The sequence below is a fragment of the Thalassomonas sp. RHCl1 genome, from assembly GCF_947387555.1.
In the GTDB taxonomy this organism is placed as follows: Bacteria; Pseudomonadota; Gammaproteobacteria; order Enterobacterales; family Alteromonadaceae; genus Thalassomonas.
The window spans coordinates 238,435-256,828 of the sequence record NZ_CANDNZ010000004.1 but is presented as its reverse complement, the minus strand read 5'-3'; the positions used below and the strand labels follow the sequence as shown (position 1 = coordinate 256,828).

16 protein-coding genes are annotated in these 18,394 nt (G+C 45.3%); 10 read left to right on the top strand and 6 right to left on the bottom strand.

Annotated elements, in window-relative coordinates; all coding sequences use genetic code 11:
• Positions 1-238: 238 nt before the first annotated feature.
• Positions 239-1,939, top strand: a complete 1,701-nt coding sequence (locus QL234_RS14020) for a SufS family cysteine desulfurase (protein ID WP_281558451.1) — start codon at positions 239-241, stop codon at positions 1,937-1,939.
• A 73-nt stretch (positions 1,940-2,012) separates the two neighbouring features.
• Here QL234_RS14020 and tcdA read toward each other — a convergent pair whose 3' ends face one another.
• Both tcdA and QL234_RS14010 read right to left on the bottom strand, forming a co-directional pair.
• Positions 2,013-2,798: a tRNA cyclic N6-threonylcarbamoyladenosine(37) synthase TcdA gene (gene tcdA / locus QL234_RS14015; protein WP_281558450.1), complete on the bottom strand. Its 786-nt coding sequence runs from the start codon at positions 2,796-2,798 to the stop codon at positions 2,013-2,015.
• Positions 2,799-2,906: 108 nt separating this feature from the next.
• Complete coding sequence (locus tag QL234_RS14010; protein ID WP_281558449.1) at positions 2,907-3,182, bottom strand: hypothetical protein; 276 nt, start codon at positions 3,180-3,182, stop codon at positions 2,907-2,909.
• Between the two features lie 122 nt (positions 3,183-3,304).
• Here QL234_RS14010 and QL234_RS14005 point away from each other — a divergent pair, with 122 nt between their 5' ends.
• Positions 3,305-4,300, top strand: coding sequence for a helix-turn-helix domain-containing protein (locus QL234_RS14005; protein WP_281558448.1), 996 nt, complete (start codon positions 3,305-3,307; stop codon positions 4,298-4,300).
• Positions 4,301-4,401: 101 nt separating this feature from the next.
• Here QL234_RS14005 and QL234_RS14000 read toward each other — a convergent pair whose 3' ends face one another.
• The gene (locus QL234_RS14000; RefSeq protein ID WP_281558447.1) at positions 4,402-5,688 is read right to left on the bottom strand and encodes a citrate synthase; all 1,287 of its coding nucleotides are present in this window, start codon (positions 5,686-5,688) and stop codon (positions 4,402-4,404) included.
• 374 nt (positions 5,689-6,062) lie between these two features.
• On the opposite strand from QL234_RS14000, the gene sdhC reads away from it, so the two are divergent.
• From sdhC to sucD, 8 genes are all read left to right on the top strand, one after another.
• Positions 6,063-6,437 (top strand): succinate dehydrogenase, cytochrome b556 subunit, encoded by a 375-nt coding sequence (gene sdhC / locus QL234_RS13995; protein WP_281558446.1) that lies wholly within the window; start codon positions 6,063-6,065, stop codon positions 6,435-6,437.
• Entirely contained in the window at positions 6,431-6,778 is a 348-nt protein-coding gene (gene sdhD, locus QL234_RS13990; protein ID WP_281558445.1) for a succinate dehydrogenase, hydrophobic membrane anchor protein, read from the top strand. The genes sdhC and sdhD overlap by 7 nt, the downstream gene beginning before the upstream one ends.
• The gene (sdhA, locus tag QL234_RS13985; protein ID WP_281558444.1) at positions 6,779-8,545 is read left to right on the top strand and encodes a succinate dehydrogenase flavoprotein subunit; all 1,767 of its coding nucleotides are present in this window, start codon (positions 6,779-6,781) and stop codon (positions 8,543-8,545) included. It begins immediately after the preceding gene.
• A gap of 11 nt (positions 8,546-8,556) precedes the next feature.
• A complete protein-coding gene (locus QL234_RS13980; RefSeq protein ID WP_044835109.1) occupies positions 8,557-9,267 on the top strand; it encodes a succinate dehydrogenase iron-sulfur subunit in 711 nt (236 codons plus the stop codon).
• 231 nt (positions 9,268-9,498) lie between these two features.
• Positions 9,499-12,303 carry a 2-oxoglutarate dehydrogenase E1 component gene (locus QL234_RS13975; protein WP_281558443.1) on the top strand — a complete coding sequence of 935 codons (2,805 nt, stop codon included), beginning with the start codon at positions 9,499-9,501 and terminating at the stop codon, positions 12,301-12,303.
• Positions 12,304-12,330: 27 nt separating this feature from the next.
• Positions 12,331-13,809, top strand: a complete 1,479-nt coding sequence (gene odhB, locus QL234_RS13970) for a 2-oxoglutarate dehydrogenase complex dihydrolipoyllysine-residue succinyltransferase (RefSeq protein WP_281558442.1) — start codon at positions 12,331-12,333, stop codon at positions 13,807-13,809.
• A 155-nt stretch (positions 13,810-13,964) separates the two neighbouring features.
• Positions 13,965-15,131, top strand: a complete 1,167-nt coding sequence (sucC, locus tag QL234_RS13965) for an ADP-forming succinate--CoA ligase subunit beta (protein WP_044835112.1) — start codon at positions 13,965-13,967, stop codon at positions 15,129-15,131.
• Positions 15,131-16,003, top strand: a complete 873-nt coding sequence (gene sucD, locus QL234_RS13960) for a succinate--CoA ligase subunit alpha (RefSeq protein WP_044835113.1) — start codon at positions 15,131-15,133, stop codon at positions 16,001-16,003. The genes sucC and sucD overlap by 1 nt, the downstream gene beginning before the upstream one ends.
• 194 nt (positions 16,004-16,197) lie before the next feature.
• On the opposite strand, the gene QL234_RS13955 is transcribed toward sucD, so the two are convergent.
• The 3 genes from QL234_RS13955 to QL234_RS13945 are packed head-to-tail and all read right to left on the bottom strand — an operon-like array spanning position 16,198 to position 18,131.
• Positions 16,198-16,701 carry a hypothetical protein gene (locus QL234_RS13955; protein ID WP_281558441.1) on the bottom strand — a complete coding sequence of 168 codons (504 nt, stop codon included), beginning with the start codon at positions 16,699-16,701 and terminating at the stop codon, positions 16,198-16,200.
• Positions 16,698-17,420, bottom strand: coding sequence for a hypothetical protein (locus QL234_RS13950; protein ID WP_281558440.1), 723 nt, complete (start codon positions 17,418-17,420; stop codon positions 16,698-16,700). Before QL234_RS13950 ends, QL234_RS13955 begins: the two co-directional genes overlap by 4 nt.
• Before the next feature lie 3 nt (positions 17,421-17,423).
• Entirely contained in the window at positions 17,424-18,131 is a 708-nt protein-coding gene (locus tag QL234_RS13945; RefSeq protein WP_281558439.1) for a hypothetical protein, read from the bottom strand.
• Positions 18,132-18,394 lie beyond the last annotated feature (263 nt).

Sequence of the window (18,394 nt, the reverse complement as noted above, 5' to 3'; positions counted from 1 at the left end):
GCTTGAATGTCGTTGAATGATTTTTTTGTATGAAGGAACCACGAAAATAAGACCATCTCTCACCCCCTTTATCTTGCCAATAATAAGTTCCCTCTTAACGAACGTGTTATTAGGTATAGTTGATGAAAGTTAAAAGGCATAGCTTATTTTTGTGTGAATTATCCCGGGCAAAGGTAAATTACCAAGGAAATCTGGGGTATAATGGCGGCAACTTTATTTTATTAATTTTTCGTCATTCATGTCCTGCTTTGATCCGCTGAAGTTTCGCCAACAGTTTCCGCTTTTACAAAAAAACGTTAATGAAAAGCCGTTAATCTATTTTGATAATGGCGCCACAACGCAAAAACCACAATGTGTGCTCGATGCCTATCAGGATTATTATAGTGCCAGTAATGCCAATGTTCATCGGGCCTCGCATGTCTTAAGTGCCCGGGCAACCCGGGCTTTTGAAGAAGCCAGGGAGGCGGCAAAAACGTTTATTAATGCTGCCAGTACCAGGGAAATCATTTGGACTAAAGGCACTACCGAGGGCATTAATCTTATTGCGGCTAGCTGGGGGGAAAGCCAGTTAAAGGCAGGGGATGAAATTGTTCTTAGTTACAGTGAACACCACGCCAATATTGTGCCCTGGCAACTGGTGGCGGAAAAAACAGGCGCGGTGATCAAAATATTGCCGTTAACTGATAACGGTACCCTGGATGAAAGTAAGCTGGCAGAGCTGATCAGCCTCAGGACCAGGGTCGTGGCGTGTGCGCATATCTCCAATGTGATTGGCCGTATTAACCCGTTAGAAAAGATCATTACCCGGGCGAAAGCCGTGGGAGCCATCACCGTGATAGACGGCGCCCAGGCGATAGCGCATTTAACCGTTGATGTCCAAGCCCTGGACTGTGACTTTTACCTGTTCTCGGCCCATAAAATGTTCGGTCCTACCGGTGTCGGGGTCTTATACGGACGTTTGGCCTTATTGGAGCAAATGCCGCCTTACCAGGGAGGCGGGGAAATGATCCAAACCGTCAGCTTTGCCGGTACCAGCTTTAACGAGCTGCCGTTTAAGTTTGAAGCCGGTACCCCGAATATTGCCGGGGTAGTGGCTTTTGCAGAGGCGGTCCGCTTCTTAAGGAGGCATCAGGGGCAGGCATTTTTCGATTATGAGCAGGCGCTTATCGCTTATATGATGCAAAAGCTGCAAAATATTCACGGGATACGTTTTATCGTCACAGAAACACCGGATATTCCTGTTTTTTCCTTCACACTGAGCGGACATCATAATCATGATATTGCCACTGCGTTAGACAGTCGGGGCATTGCGATAAGAAGCGGCCATCATTGTGCCATGCCGTTAATGGAATATTTAAAACTTAGCGGCTGCTTGCGCCTGTCACTGGCCCCCTACAATACCTTTGCTGAAATTGATGCGGTTATTGAGGTTTTAACGGCTATTGTCCATGGGGAAGAGCCAGGTGGAGAGCATCAAGCAGCGCCTGGCGGCGCCCTGACTGAGGAAAAAGCCAAGGAAGAAGCTGAACTACAAGCTGATGAAAGCCAGGTTATGCTGGCAAAGTTTGCCGCCATCAAAGGCTGGGACAGCCGCCACCGGGAAATTATGCTCTTGGGTAAAACCCTGGAGCGCATGGATAAGGCCGAGCGCAATGAGCAAACCCTGATCGCCGGTTGTGAGAGCCTGGCCTGGTTAACCTATCGCCTGGATGGCGAAGCAAGGTATCATTTTAAAGCCGACAGCGACGCCAAGGTGATCCGGGGCTTGCTGGTTATCGTGCTGGCGGCGTTTAATCACAAAACGGCAGCAGAAATCGATGCTTTTGATATCCAGGGCTATTTTGAGCAGCTGGGGCTGTTGCAGCATTTGAGCCCTTCACGGGGTAATGGTGTTCAGGCTATTGTGAAAAAAATTACACAACTGGCAAGCCGGGATTAGCTTGCCTTTGATTCATCGTGAATTGTTTGCCGCCCTTTAGCGGTTATTTCCCGCCTAAAGGGCGAGGCAGAGATTATTTCGGTTTTTTATTGAGGAACTTTTTAATTGCCCGGCCGACGGCAAAAAAGGCAAAAGTGGCGGTAACATGGGTTGTAGCACCAAAGCCGCCGCTGCAGTCGAGGCGCATGGCGCCGTCCTGAGTTTGCTTGGCATGGCAGACTTCACCATCGCTATCCGGGTATACCAGCTGCTCGGTGGAGAAAATGGCGTCGATGGAAAATTTCCGCTTGGTATTGCGGGAAAAGTTGTATTCCCGGCGCAGCTGGTTTCGCACCTTGGCCAGTAGCGGATCCTGATAGGTCTGGCTTAAATCGCAAATTTGGATCTGGCTCGGGTCGGTTTGCCCGCCGGCGCCGCCAACCGTGATCACCGGCAATTTATTACGCTTGCAATGGGCGATAATGGCCGACTTGACTTTGACCGAGTCGATGGCATCAATGACATAATCAAACCCCTGGTTTAACAGCGCAGCCAGATTTTCATGGGTGACAAAGTCTTCCACCTCATTCACCCGGCAGTCGGGGTTTATTTGCCTGATGCGCTCTGCCATGACTTCGACCTTGCTTTGTCCGACCGTATCTGTCAACGCATGGATCTGCCGGTTAATATTGGTGGTACAAATATCATCAAGGTCAATCAGGGTGATGGCGCCTATGCCGTTTCTGGCCAGGGCCTCTGCCACCCAGGAGCCGACACCGCCGATACCAATCACGCAAAAATGCGCTTGTTGTAACCTGGCGGCCCCTTGGTTGCCATAGAGGCGGCTGATGCCGCCGAACCTGAGTTGATAGTCGGACATAATGATCATTATAAATAACAGCAAAAAATTCCGCGCATTATATCAGGCTCAACCGACAAGCCCAGCTTCTTTTTCAATATAACCCAGCCGTAACTCAGGCCTTTTATACTAATGTCCGGCGCAGAAAATACAGTGTCTGCCGAAAAAATGCCGGTAACGCCTGGTGTTTATGGCAGCAGATGACTGCGCCATTTTCAGCAATAAGTGATCTGTTGCCAGGTTTAGTACAGCAATGGCAATTAACAACAAAGGCATATAAACAAAAGCCGTTAATACTGAGATCTCATAAACCAGGGGGACCAGGGGGACCAGGGCAATTAATGCCAGGGTGGCGATCAGGGTAAAGCGAAAGACGACATGGAGTAACAGGGCGACATATTTCATGGTTTGGCTCCTACTTGTTTCAGTGAGTAAATAATACTCCTTGCCAATAAATAAAAGAGGTGGCATATTTGACATAGTAAGTGGCAAAAATGACATTTTTATGTCATGGGAGAGACAGAAGCATGAAGGTTGCAATTTTAGCCAGTGAACTTTGTATGGTGTCCGGCGTTTACGGCATGCTGGATGTGTTTTCGGCGGCTAATTATTGCCAAAATAAACGTTATGGCCTGGATAAGAGGGAGGCGATCGACTGCCAGATTGTCACTATCGACGATAAGCCGGTAACCGGCTATAACGGCATAGAAATCAAGCCCACCAGGACTTTGGCTGCTATGGAGATACCGGATGTGATCATTGCCACGGCATCGGTACAGGTTGTGGTGGGTTGTTGTGGCCATGATATTGAATTAACCCATAAAGCAAAAATCAAGCACTGGCTGCAAACCTGCCAGTCGCAGGGAACCCTGATCGCCAGCAGTTGTACCGGCAGTTTTTTATTGGCTTCCATCGGTATGCTGGCAGGAAAAACCGCGACCACACACTGGCGCAGCGCCGAGCTGTTTCGTAAGATTTTTCCCTTTATCCGCCTTGATTGTGAAGAGTTGCTGATTGATAACGGCGATGTCATTTGCGCCGGTGGCTCCACTTCCTATATGGACTTGGCCCTTTATCTGGTGGAAAAACTGCTGGGTAAGGACAGTGCCTCCGATTGTGCCAAGCTGATGGTGTTCGATCCGGTCAGGCAAAAACAGTCCCCTTACGGCTCTTTTAAGGCGCAGAAAAGCCATGAAGACCAGGCGATTTTAACGGCGCAGGAATGGCTGGAGCGCAATTATAAGAAAGAGATCAGCATGGATGCGCTGGCCGAGCAGGTGGGCCTGGGCTCAAGAACCTTTAAGCGCCGTTTTAAGCTGGCCACAGGGGAAAATCCTATCACCTATTTACAGCGTATCCGGGTGGAACTCGCCAAGGGCAAGCTGGAAAAAACCACCGACAGTATCAATAACATTATCTGGTCGGTGGGTTATGAGGATATCAGCAGTTTTCGCCAGTTATTCAAACGTTTTACCGGCTTGACACCAAAAGACTACCGACAAAAATTTGCCAATCTACATTAATTTTTTGACTTTCCCTGAGGTAATCACAGACGGTCACTAAATTTTGGGCAAGAAAAAAGGCAGTAAAAACTGCCTTTTTTTTATGAACTTATAAGCTCGGCTTATCTGTCATGCAACGGGGTGAATTCACGATCCAGCTCACCTGTGTATTTCTGACGAGGACGACCGATCTTCTGACCCGGCTGGCTTAACATCTCATCCCAGTGAGAGATCCAGCCAACGGTGCGTGACATGGCAAAGATTACCGTGAACATGCTGGTCGGAATACCGATGGCTTTTAAGATGATACCTGAGTAGAAATCTACGTTCGGGTAAAGCTTCTTGGAAACGAAGTATTCGTCTTCAAGGGCGATACGCTCAAGCTCCATGGCTACGTCAAGCAGAGGATCTTTGATGTTCAGCTCTTTTAATACTTCGTGACAGGTTTCACGCATTACCGTGGCGCGCGGGTCGAAGTTTTTGTAAACACGGTGACCGAAGCCCATCAGGCGGAACGGATCGGCTTTATCTTTTGCCTTGGCAACATACTTAGGAATGTTCTCCAAAGAGCCGATTTCTTCAAGCATGTTCAAACAAGCTTCGTTGGCGCCGCCGTGGGCAGGGCCCCATAAAGAAGCAACACCGGCAGCGATACAGGCGTATGGGTTGGCACCTGATGAACCGGCTAAACGCACGGTTGACGTTGAAGCATTTTGCTCATGGTCGGCATGCAAAGTGAAGATTCGGTCCATGGCCTTGGCGATGGTCGGGCTTACTTTATATTCTTCAGCCGGTACCGAGAACATCATATGCAGGAAGTTTTCGGCATAAGACATATCATTTCTCGGGTAAACGAAAGGCTGACCTATGCTGTATTTGTACGCCATAGCAGCAATAGTCGGCATTTTAGCGATTAGGCGATGGGCGCTGCGGGTACGCTGGTCTTTATCATCGATATCCAGATCACTGTGGTAGAAAGATGATAAGGCGCCAACAACACCACATACCATGGCCATTGGGTGGGCATCAGGCAAGAAGCCCTGGAAGAAGTGTGCTAACTTCTCGTGCACCATGGTATGGTTGGTGATGGTATTTTTGAATTCATCGTATTGTGATTTGGTCGGTGCCGCGCCGTTTAACAGGATGTAGCACACTTCCAGGTAATCCGCCTGCTTGGCCAGGCTGTCGATTGGGTAGCCCCTGTGCTGTAATACACCTTTACCGCCATCAATATAAGTAATCGCAGATTCACATGATGCCGTTGCTAAAAAGCCAGGGTCATAGGTGAAATAGCCATAATTACCCAAAGTTCGGATATCGATCACGTCGTTACCTGCGGTTCCAGACAGAATAGGTAATTCCGCAACTACATTACCGTCAATACTTAGAGAGGCCTTTGAATCAGCCATATGTTTATCCCCTATCAATTGGTTTTCTGATTATTATGAAAATGTAATCAGTTTTTATGAATATAAAACTGCGGGTATTCTACTGCAAACTGCCCCCGTAAAGTCAATTCAAATGTGTGTTTGATTAATTCTATATCAAAAAAAAACACTTTTGTTGATTATTTTTTAACCGCAAGCCTTTAAAATGGAACGAAAATTGTAATTCGTTCATATCAACTATATAATCTAGCTGCTCTGCGACTATTTTGTGAAAAATTGTATGCAATTTTACAAAAATATATGCAGGTGATCGCTTTGGGAATTGCTCGTTTACGGGTAATTCATAGGTTATATAAAAAAAGTTGAAGGCTCAAAGAGCTCTTTAGGCAACAATCGTGAAAAAACAACGTCCTGTAAACCTTGATCTAACTACAATAAAGATGCATTCAGCAGCTCATGCCTCTATATTGCACCGTATCTCCGGTGTGATTATGGTTTTTGCTATTGGCATTTTATTGTGGACCCTTTCAATCTCCTTATCGTCTGCAGAAGGTTTTGCGCAAATCAAATCCCTGCTTGATGGCTTTTTCTTTAAATTTATTATTTTAGGCATCTGTGCCGCGCTGATTTATCATTTATTAGCCGGTGTGCGCCATTTATTTATGGATTTAGGTCATTTTGAAGAATTAGCCTCGGGTAATGCCACTGCAAAATTTGTTATTGCACTTTGGCTGGTGCTTACCGCAGTTGTAGGAGTTTGGTTATGGTAAATAATGCCGCAACAGTAGGCCGCAGTGGCGTACATGATTTTATTCTGTTAAGAGCCAGTGCGTTAATTCTGGCTTGTTATGTCCTGTTTATGGCGGGATTTTTCGTTATTACCCCGGAAGTCACCTTTGAAATCTGGCATGGCTTATTCTCCAATCTTGCCATGAAGGTCTTTACCTTATTGGCCATTATCGCGGTATTGGTCCATGCCTGGATCGGTATCTGGCAGGTATTGTCAGATTACATTAAAGCCGCATTTTTGCGTGGTGCTTTGCAATTTATCTTTACTGTTACCTTGCTGGTTTATTTCGCAGCAGGCTTCTTAACTGTGTGGGGTGTGTAAGTGAACGTTCCTGTTCGTGAGTTTGACGCCATTGTTATTGGCGCAGGTGGTGCGGGTATGCGCGCCGCTTTAGCAATTTCTGAATCTGGCCAGTCTTGTGCCCTGATCTCAAAAGTATTTCCAACCCGTTCTCATACGGTATCTGCCCAGGGTGGTATCACGGTTGCGTTAGGTAACGCCCATGAAGATCACTGGGAACAGCACATGTACGACACCGTTAAAGGTTCCGATTATATCGGTGACCAGGACGCAATCGAATACATGTGTAAAACCGGCCCTGAAGCTATTATTGAATTAGAAAACATGGGCTTACCTTTTTCTCGTTTTGAAAACGGTAAAGTGTACCAGCGTCCTTTCGGTGGTCAGTCTAAAAACTTCGGTGGTGAGCAGGCGGCCCGTACCGCTGCTGCAGCCGACCGTACCGGCCATGCCTTATTGCACTGCCTGTACCAGCAAAACGTTAAAAACAAAACCAATGTTTTCAGCGAATGGTATGCCCTGGATTTAGTGAAAAACAGTGACGGCGCTATCGTCGGCACTACCGCTATCTGCATGGAAACCGGTGAAATTGTTTACTTTAAAGCCCGTGCTACGGTATTGGCAACCGGTGGTGCAGGTCGTATCTTCGCTTCTACCACTAATGCCCACATCAATACCGGTGACGGTGTTGGTATGTCACTTCGTGCCGGCGTGCAAATGCAGGACATGGAAATGTGGCAGTTCCACCCGACAGGTATTGCCGGTGCCGGTGTACTGGTTACCGAAGGTTGTCGTGGTGAAGGTGGTTACTTACTTAACAAAGACGGCGAGCGCTTTATGGAGCGTTATGCGCCGAATGCCAAAGATTTGGCCGGTCGTGACGTTGTTGCCCGCTCTATGATGACGGAAATCCGTGAAGGCCGTGGTTGTGACGGTCCTTGGGGTCCTCATATCAAGCTGAAATTGGATCACTTAGGTCGCGAAACCCTGAACCAGCGTCTGCCTGGCGTTTGTGACTTATCTAAGACCTTTGCTCACGTTGATCCGGCGGAAGAGCCTATTCCGGTTATTCCTACCTGTCACTACCAGATGGGTGGTGTACCGACCAATGTTAACGGTCAGGCGATCCATGTTGACGCTAACGGCGAAGAAAAAGTTGTTGAAGGCTTATTCGCCGTGGGTGAAATTGCCTGTGTATCTGTACACGGCGCCAATCGCTTAGGCGGTAACTCCTTACTTGATTTAGTGGTCTTTGGCCGCGCTGCCGGTCAGTTCCTGGGTAAATACCTGAACGACACTGAATTTGGTAAAGATGCCTCAGCCTCTGATCTGGAAGCGAGCTTAGCCCGTACTAACCGTTGGGAGAACTCGGACAAAGGTGAAGATCCGGTACAAATCCGTAAAGACCTGCAACAATGCATGCAGCTTAACTTCTCGGTATTCCGTGAAGGTGAAGCCATGGCGCAGGGCATGAAAGAGTTGACGGAAATCCGTGAACGCTTGCAACACGCACGTTTAGACGACAAGTCCAGCGAGTTCAATACCCAGCGCATCGAATGTCTGGAATTGGATAACCTGATGGAAACGGCTTTCTGCTCAGCTAAAGCCGCCAACTTCCGTACTGAAAGCCGCGGCGCTCATGCCCGTCAGGATTTCACTGAACGTGATGATGAAAACTGGTTGTGTCATTCGATTTATACTCCGGAAACTGAAGAAATGTCGAAACGCTCAGTTAATATGACGCCAATTCACCGTGATGCTTTCCCACCGAAAGCGCGTGTTTATTAAGGAGTAGCGTGATGAAACAAAAATTTTCGATTTACCGTTACAACCCAGATGTTGATAATGCTCCTTATATGAAGGAGTATGAGCTGGACCTTCCAGAAGGCTCAGATATGATGGTGCTTGATGCCTTGATCTTATTAAAAGAGCAAGACTCCACCTTATCATTCCGTCGTTCCTGCCGTGAAGGGGTTTGTGGCTCCGATGGTTTGAATATGAACGGTAAAAACGGCCTGGCCTGTATCACGCCATTATCGGCGGTGAAGGCCAATACCATAGTATTACGTCCGCTGCCGGGCTTACCTGTGGTACGTGATTTGATTATTGATATGACTCAGTTTTATAATCAATATGAAAAAATCAGACCTTATTTAATTAATGATGGCAAAGAACAGCCGGCACGTGAGCATTTACAGTCGATAGAAGACCGTGAGAAGCTTGACGGTTTATACGAATGTATTTTATGTGCATGTTGCTCGACCTCTTGTCCTTCATTTTGGTGGAATCCGGATAAATTCATCGGTCCGGCAGGTTTATTACACGCTTATCGCTTCTTGATCGATAGCCGTGATACTGCTACCGAAGAAAGATTGGATGATTTGCAGGATGCATACAGCGTATTTCGCTGTCACGGCATAATGAACTGTGTTGATGTTTGTCCTAAGGGATTAAACCCAACCAAAGCCATTGGCCATATAAAATCAATGTTATTAGCAAGATCTGTTTAATAAATTTAGGGGTGAACTTATGTTGAGTAAGTTTGCCCCGAACTATTAAACTACGAGAACTGCTGTAATTAATGTTTTTCTAGCTATATTGGGTAACTATTCTTTTTCTTGGGCTTTGACATAAAAAGTTTCATTGGCAGTATTTAATGGAAACTTTTCTAATAAAAAGAACTTAAAAAAGAGCAGTTACATTTATTTTTTGTTGCTTTTATCCCAGTAAAGGAACAGGCAATGCCAGAAGGTACAATGAAGGCTTGGTTAGAGTCTTCTCATTTAAGCGGTGGCAACACGGCTTATATTGAAGAACTATATGAATCTTACCTGGACAACTCGCAATCTGTCTCGGAGCAGTGGCGCGAAATTTTCCAGGAACTTCCGAAAATTGAAGGTGCAGATGTTGAATATCGGCACTCCGCTATCCGCGATGAGTTCAGAGAGCTTGCGAAACAGCCGAGTCGACAGGTTGTTGTTTCAAGTGGTGCTGATGCCAAGCAAGTTAAGGTATTGCAGTTAATCAATGCCTTCCGCTTCCGCGGTCATCAAAATGCTAACCTAGATCCACTGGGATTATGGCTCCGTGATAAGGTACGTGACCTGCAATTATCGCATCACGACCTTTCAGAAAATGATTTCGATAAAGATTTTAATATCGGATCATTTGCTGCCGGTCAGGAATCGATGAAGCTGGGTGATTTGTATAAAGCACTGAAAAAGACCTATTGTGGTTCTATCGGCGCCGAGTACATGCACATCACCTCTACCGAAGAAAAGCGTTGGTTACAGCAACGTTTGGAATCGGTACAGTCCAGTGCCAAGCTGTCTAAAGAGCAGAAGCTGGATGTGCTTAAAGGTTTGATCTCTGCCGATGGTCTGGAAAAATATTTAGGGGCGAAATTCCCCGGCGCCAAACGCTTCTCGTTAGAAGGTGGCGACAGCCTTATTCCTATGCTTAAAGAGCTGATCACCCGCGCCGGTACGCATGGCGCCAAAGAAGTGGTGATTGGTATGGCACACCGTGGACGTTTAAATGTCCTGGTGAATGTCATGGGTAAAAACCCGTCCAAGTTATTCGATGAGTTCGGCGGCAAGCATGACGAGATCTTAACCTCGGGTGATGTTAAATATCACCAGGGTTATTCTTCTGACTTCGTTACCCCGGGCGGCAATGTTCACCTGGCGCTGGCCTTTAACCCGTCTCATCTGGAAATAGTTAATCCTGTGGTTATCGGTTCGGTAAGAGCCCGTTTAGATCGCCGAAACTGCGATCAGGGTGATTTGGTATTGCCTATCACCATTCACGGTGACTCGGCGATTGCCGGTCAGGGTGTGGTGCAGGAAACCTTCAATATGTCGCAGGCGCGTGCATTTAAGGTCGGCGGCACTATCCGTATCGTGGTGAATAACCAGGTTGGTTTCACCACCTCAAACCCTCAGGATACCCGTTCAGGGGAATACTGTACCGATATAGCGAAAATGGTGCAGGCACCTATTTTACATGTTAACGGTGATGATCCTGAAGCCGTAGTCCTGGCAACACAAATTGCCCTGGATTACCGCAACGAATTTAAACGTGATGTCGTTATCGACCTGGTTTGTTACCGCCGTCACGGTCACAACGAAGCGGATGAGCCAAGCGCCACCCAGCCGTTGATGTACAAAATCGTCAAAAAGCACCCGACCCCGCGTCAGCTTTATGCCGATAAACTGATCAACGAGGGCAGCATCACAGCTGGTCAGGCCGATGAGTTAACGGCTTATTACCGTAAGCTGCTGGATGAAGGTCAGTGTACCGTTGAACAATGGCGTCCGATGACCGCCCATTCCGTTGACTGGACACCTTTCTTGGGTCATGACTGGGATGATGAGTACGAGAAAGAAATCTCCATCGACAAGCTGAAAGAGCTTGCGGCCAAAGTCGCGCAATTGCCGGAAGATCATCCGGTACACTCGCGTGTGAAAAAATTATACGACGACCGCAAAAAAATGGCTTCAGGCGAGAAATTACTCGACTGGGGTATGGCGGAAAATCTGGCGTACGCCTCGATTGTCGACATGGGCCAGCGCGTGCGTATTACCGGTCAGGATGCCGGTCGCGGTACCTTCTTCCACCGTCATGCGGTATTGCATAACCAGGAAGACGGCAGCGCCTATATGCCATTGAAACATGTGCGTGAAGGGCAGGGGCCTTTCGATGTGCATGATTCGGTACTGTCAGAAGTTTCCGTACTGGCGTTTGAATACGGTTACACCACAGCTGAGCCTGCCGGTCTGACTATTTGGGAAGCGCAATTTGGTGATTTCGCCAACTGTGCCCAGGTGGTATTTGATCAGTTTATCAGCTCGGGCGAGCAGAAGTGGGGCCGTTTATGTGGTCTGACTATGTTATTACCGCATGGCTATGAAGGTCAGGGACCAGAGCACAGCTCTGCACGTTTAGAGCGTTATCTGCAACTTTGTGCCGACCACAATATGCAGGTATGTATTCCTTCTACCCCGGCCCAGGTATTTAATATGCTGCGCCGCCAGGTAGTACGTCCTATGCGTCGTCCTTTAGTGGTCATGTCGCCTAAGTCGTTATTGCGTCACCCGCTGGCGGTTTCTTCTTTAGAAGAAATGTCTACCGGTGTTTTCCATAACGTAATTGGCGAAATCGACGATATCGATAAGAAGGCGGTAGAAAAAGTCGTTTTCTGTAGCGGTAAAGTATATTACGAATTGCTGGAGCAACGCCGGAGAAATGAGCAGGAAAATGTTGCCATTATCCGTATCGAGCAATTATACCCATTCCCGGAGAAAGAGCTTCAGGCAGTACTGGAAGATTACCAGCACGTGAAGCAGTTTGTCTGGTGTCAGGAAGAGCCTCAGAACCAAGGTGCCTGGTATTGTTCACAGCACCATTTCAGAGCCGCTATCCCGGCAGGTACTTATTTGACTTATACCGGCCGTAAGGCATCTGCCGCTCCGGCAGTAGGTTATATGTCAGTTCATGTTAAAGAACAACAAGCGCTCGTCAATGAAGCGCTGACCGTTGAATAGACCAGTTTGTGAGTAAGGAATAAATTGATGACAACCGAAATAAAGGTTCCCGTATTACCTGAGTCAGTTGCAGATGCTACTGTCGCTACCTGGCACGTGCAAGCTGGTGACAAAGTTTCACGTGATCAAATACTTGTTGATATCGAAACAGATAAAGTAGTTTTAGAAGTGCCGGCGACTGCCGACGGCGTGATCACTGAAATTTCTGAGCAAGAAGGCGCTACCGTATTAGGTGAGCAGGTTCTGGCTTTATTTAAAGAAGGCGGTGCCGCGGAAGCTGCACCGGCCGCCGCTGCCGCACCAGCTGCCAGCACAGATGCTGCTAAAGTAATTGATATTGTAGTACCAGTACTGCCTGAATCTGTTGCCGATGCCACTGTTGCCGGTTGGCACGTAGCTGAAGGCGATACGGTAACTGTTGACCAAAACCTGGTTGATATAGAAACCGATAAAGTCGTATTGGAAGTTGTAGCCCAGGCTAACGGTGTGATTGGTAAAATCATCCACGCTGAAGGCGATACCGTATTAGGCGACCAGGTGATCGGTCAGTTAAATGCCGGTGCCTCAGCGCCAGCGGCAGCCGTTGCTTCTCCAGAAGAAGCCATCAGCAGCGACGAGCTTGCCAGCCCTTCAGTACGTCGTTTAATGACGGAAAAAGGCATCTCTGCCAGCGAAGTGAAAGGTTCAGGTAAAGGCGGACGCATCAGCAAAGAAGATGTTGAAGCAGCCATTGCCAACAAAACGGCCGCTAAAGCCGCTCCTGCACCTGCTGCAAAAGCTGCTCCGGTTGCCCAGGACTTAGGCGAGCGCAGCCAAAAACGTGTACCTATGACACGTTTACGTAAAACCATCGCTACCCGTTTATTGGAAGCGAAAAACTCGACTGCCATGTTAACCACGTTCAACGAAGTTAACATGAAGCCAATTATGGATCTTCGTAAGCAATACAAAGACTTATTCGAGAAAACCCATGATACCCGTTTAGGTTTTATGTCTTTCTACGTGAAAGCGGTAACCGAAGCATTAAAACGCTACCCTGCGGTAAATGCCTCTATTGACGGTGATGATATCGTTTATCACAACTTCTTCGATATCTCTATTGCGGTATCTACGCCTCGTGGTCTGGTAACGCCGGTATTACGTGACGCTGATCAAATGAGCATGGCGGGCATCGAAAACGGTATCCGTGACCTGGCCATCAAAGGCCGTGACGGCAAACTGACCATGGACGAGATGCAGGGCGGTAACTTCACCATTACTAACGGTGGTGTATTCGGCTCTTTGATCTCTACGCCTATTTTGAATCTGCCACAAGCGGGTATCTTAGGTATGCATAAGATCCAGGACCGTCCTATGGCGGTTAACGGCAAGGTAGAAATTCTGCCTATGATGTACCTGGCATTATCTTATGATCACCGTTTGATTGACGGTAAAGAATCTGTTGGTTTCTTGGTAACAATCAAAGAATTGTTAGAAGATCCGACACGTCTGTTATTAGAACTTTAATAGCGGGCATTTTAATAAAAGGTTAACGCTTATAGACAGGTTGGATATCGCTATGCTGGTGCCGACTTTCGTACTATAATCCCGTTACTTTTTCACTGGCAGTCTGCTTTGGGGTGGGCTGCCTTTATCATTTACAGATAAATGGATAAAACACCATGAATTTGCATGAGTATCAAGCGAAACAATTATTCGCTGAATATGGTTTACCCGTTTCTGAAGGTTTCGCTTGCGATACCCCTCAGGAAGCTGCAGAAGCTGCCGACAAAATTGGCGGCGATATGTGGGTTGTTAAGTGTCAGGTGCATGCCGGTGGCCGCGGAAAGGCTGGTGGTGTAAAGCTGGTAAAAAGCAAAGAAGAAATTAAAGAATTCGCACAGCACTGGTTAGGGAAAAACCTGGTTACTTATCAAACAGATGAGCAAGGCCAACCGGTAGCGAAAATCTTAGTTGAAAGCTGCACCGACATCGCTAACGAATTATACCTTGGCGCTGTTGTAGACCGTGCTTCTCAAAAAATCGTTTTCATGGCATCTACCGAAGGTGGTGTTGAAATTGAAACGGTTGCAGAAGAAACACCTGAGCTTATCCACAAAGCCGAAATCGATCCGCTGGTAGGTCCTCAAGCTTACCAGGCGCGTGAACTTGGTTTCAAACTAGGTTTAACTCCTGCACAAATGAAGCAATTCGTGAAAGTGTTCATGGGCCTTGCCAACATGTTCCAAGACCACGATTTCGCTTTATTAGAAATCAACCCGCTGGTTATTACCGACGAAGGCAACATCCACTGTCTTGACGGTAAAATCGGTGTAGACGGTAACGCTTTATACCGTCAGCCTAAAATCCGTGAAATGCACGATCCGTCTCAAGAAGACGAGCGTGAAGCACATGCAGCCCAGTGGGAGCTGAACTATGTTGCTCTGGACGGAAACGTTGGCTGTATGGTTAACGGTGCCGGTCTTGCTATGGGTACCATGGATATCGTTAACTTGCACGGCGGTAAGCCAGCTAACTTCCTTGATGTTGGCGGCGGGGCGACTAAAGAGCGTGTAGCCGAAGCATTCAAAATCATCCTTTCTGATGACAACGTTAAAGCCGTTCTTGTTAACATTTTCGGTGGTATCGTACGTTGTGACATGATCGCCGAAGGTATTATCGGTGCGGTTAAAGAAGTTGGTGTTGAAGTACCTGTAGTTGTACGTCTTGAAGGTACCAATGCTGAACTTGGTCGTGAAGTTCTGGCGAATTCTGATCTGGACATCATTGCCGCTACATCATTAACAGATGCAGCTCAGCAAGTTGTTAAAGCTGCGGAGGGCAAATAATGTCTGTTTTAATTAATAAAGATACTAAAGTTATCTGTCAGGGTTTCACTGGCGGACAAGGTACTTTCCACTCAGAGCAAGCGCTTGAGTACGGTACGCAAATGGTTGGTGGCGTAAGCCCGGGTAAAGGCGGTCAAACGCACCTTGGTCTTCCGGTATTCAACACAGTACGTGAAGCGGTAGAAACTACAGGCGCAACTGCTACTGTAATCTACGTACCTGCTCCGTTCTGTAAAGATGCTATCTTAGAAGCTATCGACGCCGGTATCGAGCTGATCGTTTGTATCACCGAAGGTATCCCGACGATCGATATGATCGATGTTAAAGACAAGCTGAACAACACTGGTGTTCGCATGATCGGTCCTAACTGCCCAGGTGTTATCACGCCGGGCGAAACTAAGATCGGTATCATGCCAGGTCACATCCACAAGCCAGGTAAAGTAGGTATCGTATCTCGTTCAGGTACTTTGACTTATGAAGCCGTTAAGCAAACTACAGACGCCGGTTTCGGTCAGTCTACTTGTGTTGGCATCGGTGGTGACCCAATCCCAGGCACTAACTTCATCGACGTTTTAGAAATGTTCGAAAACGATCCGCAAACCGAAGCCATCGTAATGATCGGTGAAATCGGTGGTACTGCTGAAGAAGAAGCTGCTGAATACATCAAAGCTAACGTATCTAAGCCTGTTGTATCTTACATTGCCGGTGTTACTGCACCTGCTGGTAAGCGTATGGGCCATGCTGGCGCGATCATCGCCGGTGGTAAGGGTACAGCCGATGAGAAATTTGCAGCCTTAGAAGCGGCCGGTGTTAAGACCGTACGTTCTTTAGCTGACATCGGTGTTGCACTGAAAGAGAAGACAGGTTGGTAATCAGCTTTTGATTGTTAACTGTTAATCTGATAAAAACCCGCTGTTTAGCGGGTTTTTTTATTGGGCTAAACGAAAGTATTTTGAAAGATAGAGTGGTAGTTTCTACAACTAAGAGGTTATAAATATATTCAAGAGCAGAGTTAAATGAACTTTTTATTACTAAAAATAACTGTCTTAATTATAAACATTGTGAATCAATTCAATGCTTTTTGCCACTTTTCTGAAAGTTGAGCTAATGAATAATTTTTTCCTAAATATTCTTTTACAATAGAGACTAATTTGGCTCTAGTAATTCTCTTAGTATTTGCTTCTACAGCCATTTGAGCAACGATATGTTCGCTTACAATACCAAGTTTATTATAATCAATATCAACTATATCCTTATGCAAATGATTTATACTTTCAAATGGGGTATCACCAGGTGTCTTAGAAAGGTTAATATCTTTACTTTTAAGTTTTTTTTCGTCGAGTAGAATAAAGTCAACCGTCGCAGGCTGATTCATCGTGAGCGCAACCGCAGCAATGAGTTTTTTAATATCTTCAGAACCAAAATCATTATTATTGACAACCCAAACTGATAAGGTATTACCTGCTGTTCTGGTGCATCCTGTAATTGCATCTGCATGGTAATTTGTCAAAGGCTTATCTATGTTGTCCTGCCATTTAGTCTTACTGAACTTTCTCAATAATAATGTCATTTAAGTCCCTCTAGATGTTTAATTACTTCTGTACGGTACTCCTCTAACCAGTCAATATCAAAGGGATCTATTTGCTCTAAATATTCTATAAAGCTAGGTTGTTCCCATGCTTCGATTGCCCGTATTGTAGCCTCTTTAACTAAAATACTCTTATGAGCACAACCTGCTATTATTAAGGCAATAGCACTATCATTTAAATCGTAATAGTCTATTCCAGAGCATATGCCAATAAAGGTGTACAAATTATATTCAGTTCCCGTGAAAAAACTTAGGTATGCTTTTTGAAAGGCCGAGGTAAATATTACAGGGTCATCTCGTAGACACATTTCAAGGTATAATTGAGTTTTTGACACTTCCCCTTCAATAAATTCATCTTTGGCTACTAGTCGTCTGATTTCATTGCTCATAAGAACTGTTTTATATTCATCAGCATTGTTTGAATTATCTATTGTATTTGAATGTTCTGAAATATAACGAGATGTATCTGCCGTAGTTGAGTTCTCTGAAATATGTAGAGTTTTTTCAAATATACTTGAATTTTCCGATATGTGCTGAGCACTACCTTTAGTCGTCGTAACTTCTGAAATATGAGGTGTTGTGTCTGTATCAGTAAATAAACAGGAATTTAAGCCAATGTAAGCTTGATATTGTTCGCCCCCAAATCCATATAAGTCTTGTGTTTGAAAAGTCTGAGTATTTTCAGAAATAGAATTTTCCATAACTTAATTGATCATATCTATGATTGGTTTTAATACTTCCAAATTGTCATTATTGAGCTCTTTAATAAGATCAATACTATTGCTTAGATCAAATCTATAGCTAGTATTCTCGCTAATAGTATTGGAATCAGCTGTAAATCGATATCCGTCAAAGTTGTTAACATGTTGATCATTAATTAGCATAAATTTTGCTCTATCAGCCATATGCACACTATTAATTTTTTCATTTGATACGCCTAAGTTAACTGAAAAACATTTACGAATAGTCCATTCAAAAGGAGTTTCATTCTCATTTTTTAAATACATATCCCTTATTTTATTATCTTCTTGTTCTTCGTTAGTTTGACTAAAAATAGTAGTAACAGATGAAATACGATTTGACTTCTTATCTGGATATATTAATTTTAAGAGCTCAAATAACTTTGTAACTTGTGTAACAATACTTTCAAATGATACGGCTTTATTTCGTGTCTTCAGGGAAATAACAATAGCCTCTGGAGCAAAGGTAACTTGAAATTGTTCGTCAGATGTTATCATTCTAAGAATATTAACTTGTTGCCCTGTTGCTTTGTTTAAAGCTTTAGCTGTTGTTGGAATTAAATTCATAGAACCTAACTCTTTTAATATCATACTTATTGTACTTGGCTCTGGCCGAATATTTTCATTATCCGTGAAGAAATGAATTTGATGTTCAACATGTTGAATATCCACAAAAATACCTTAAATGGTTAGATTAATTGCTCAATCAGTACATAGTAGTATATTAAAGAATTACCAGCAATTAATTAAATTAGAAATGATAAGTAGATATTGTGCCAAAATTCAATAAATTCAAGGACAATTGAAATCTATGGTTATCAAGTTTATTGCAGCTGCCATTTTATACCTTCCATAGATAAAAAATTATCTATATGCACTCCGTTATATTTTTCTTGGCTCTTACCATTGTTAAAAAGTAGAAGAAGTTAAGTTGG

Bases quoted from the DNA above. Each gene is read 5' to 3' on its own strand.
- odhB (WP_281558442.1), top strand. From the start codon at position 12,331: ATGACAACCGAAATAAAGGTTCCCGTATTACCTGAGTCAGTTGCAGAT.
- sucD (WP_044835113.1), top strand. From the start codon at position 15,131: ATGTCTGTTTTAATTAATAAAGATACTAAAGTTATCTGTCAGGGTTTC.
- sucC (WP_044835112.1), top strand. From the start codon at position 13,965: ATGAATTTGCATGAGTATCAAGCGAAACAATTATTCGCTGAATATGGT.
- QL234_RS13980 (WP_044835109.1), top strand. From the start codon at position 8,557: ATGAAACAAAAATTTTCGATTTACCGTTACAACCCAGATGTTGATAAT.
- QL234_RS14005 (WP_281558448.1), top strand. From the start codon at position 3,305: ATGAAGGTTGCAATTTTAGCCAGTGAACTTTGTATGGTGTCCGGCGTT.
- sdhD (WP_281558445.1), top strand. From the start codon at position 6,431: ATGGTAAATAATGCCGCAACAGTAGGCCGCAGTGGCGTACATGATTTT.
- QL234_RS14010 (WP_281558449.1), bottom strand. From the start codon at position 3,182: ATGAAATATGTCGCCCTGTTACTCCATGTCGTCTTTCGCTTTACCCTG.
- QL234_RS13955 (WP_281558441.1), bottom strand. From the start codon at position 16,701: ATGACATTATTATTGAGAAAGTTCAGTAAGACTAAATGGCAGGACAAC.
- QL234_RS14020 (WP_281558451.1), top strand. From the start codon at position 239: ATGTCCTGCTTTGATCCGCTGAAGTTTCGCCAACAGTTTCCGCTTTTA.
- QL234_RS13975 (WP_281558443.1), top strand. From the start codon at position 9,499: ATGCCAGAAGGTACAATGAAGGCTTGGTTAGAGTCTTCTCATTTAAGC.
- QL234_RS14000 (WP_281558447.1), bottom strand. From the start codon at position 5,688: ATGGCTGATTCAAAGGCCTCTCTAAGTATTGACGGTAATGTAGTTGCG.
- tcdA (WP_281558450.1), bottom strand. From the start codon at position 2,798: ATGTCCGACTATCAACTCAGGTTCGGCGGCATCAGCCGCCTCTATGGC.
- QL234_RS13950 (WP_281558440.1), bottom strand. From the start codon at position 17,420: ATGGAAAATTCTATTTCTGAAAATACTCAGACTTTTCAAACACAAGAC.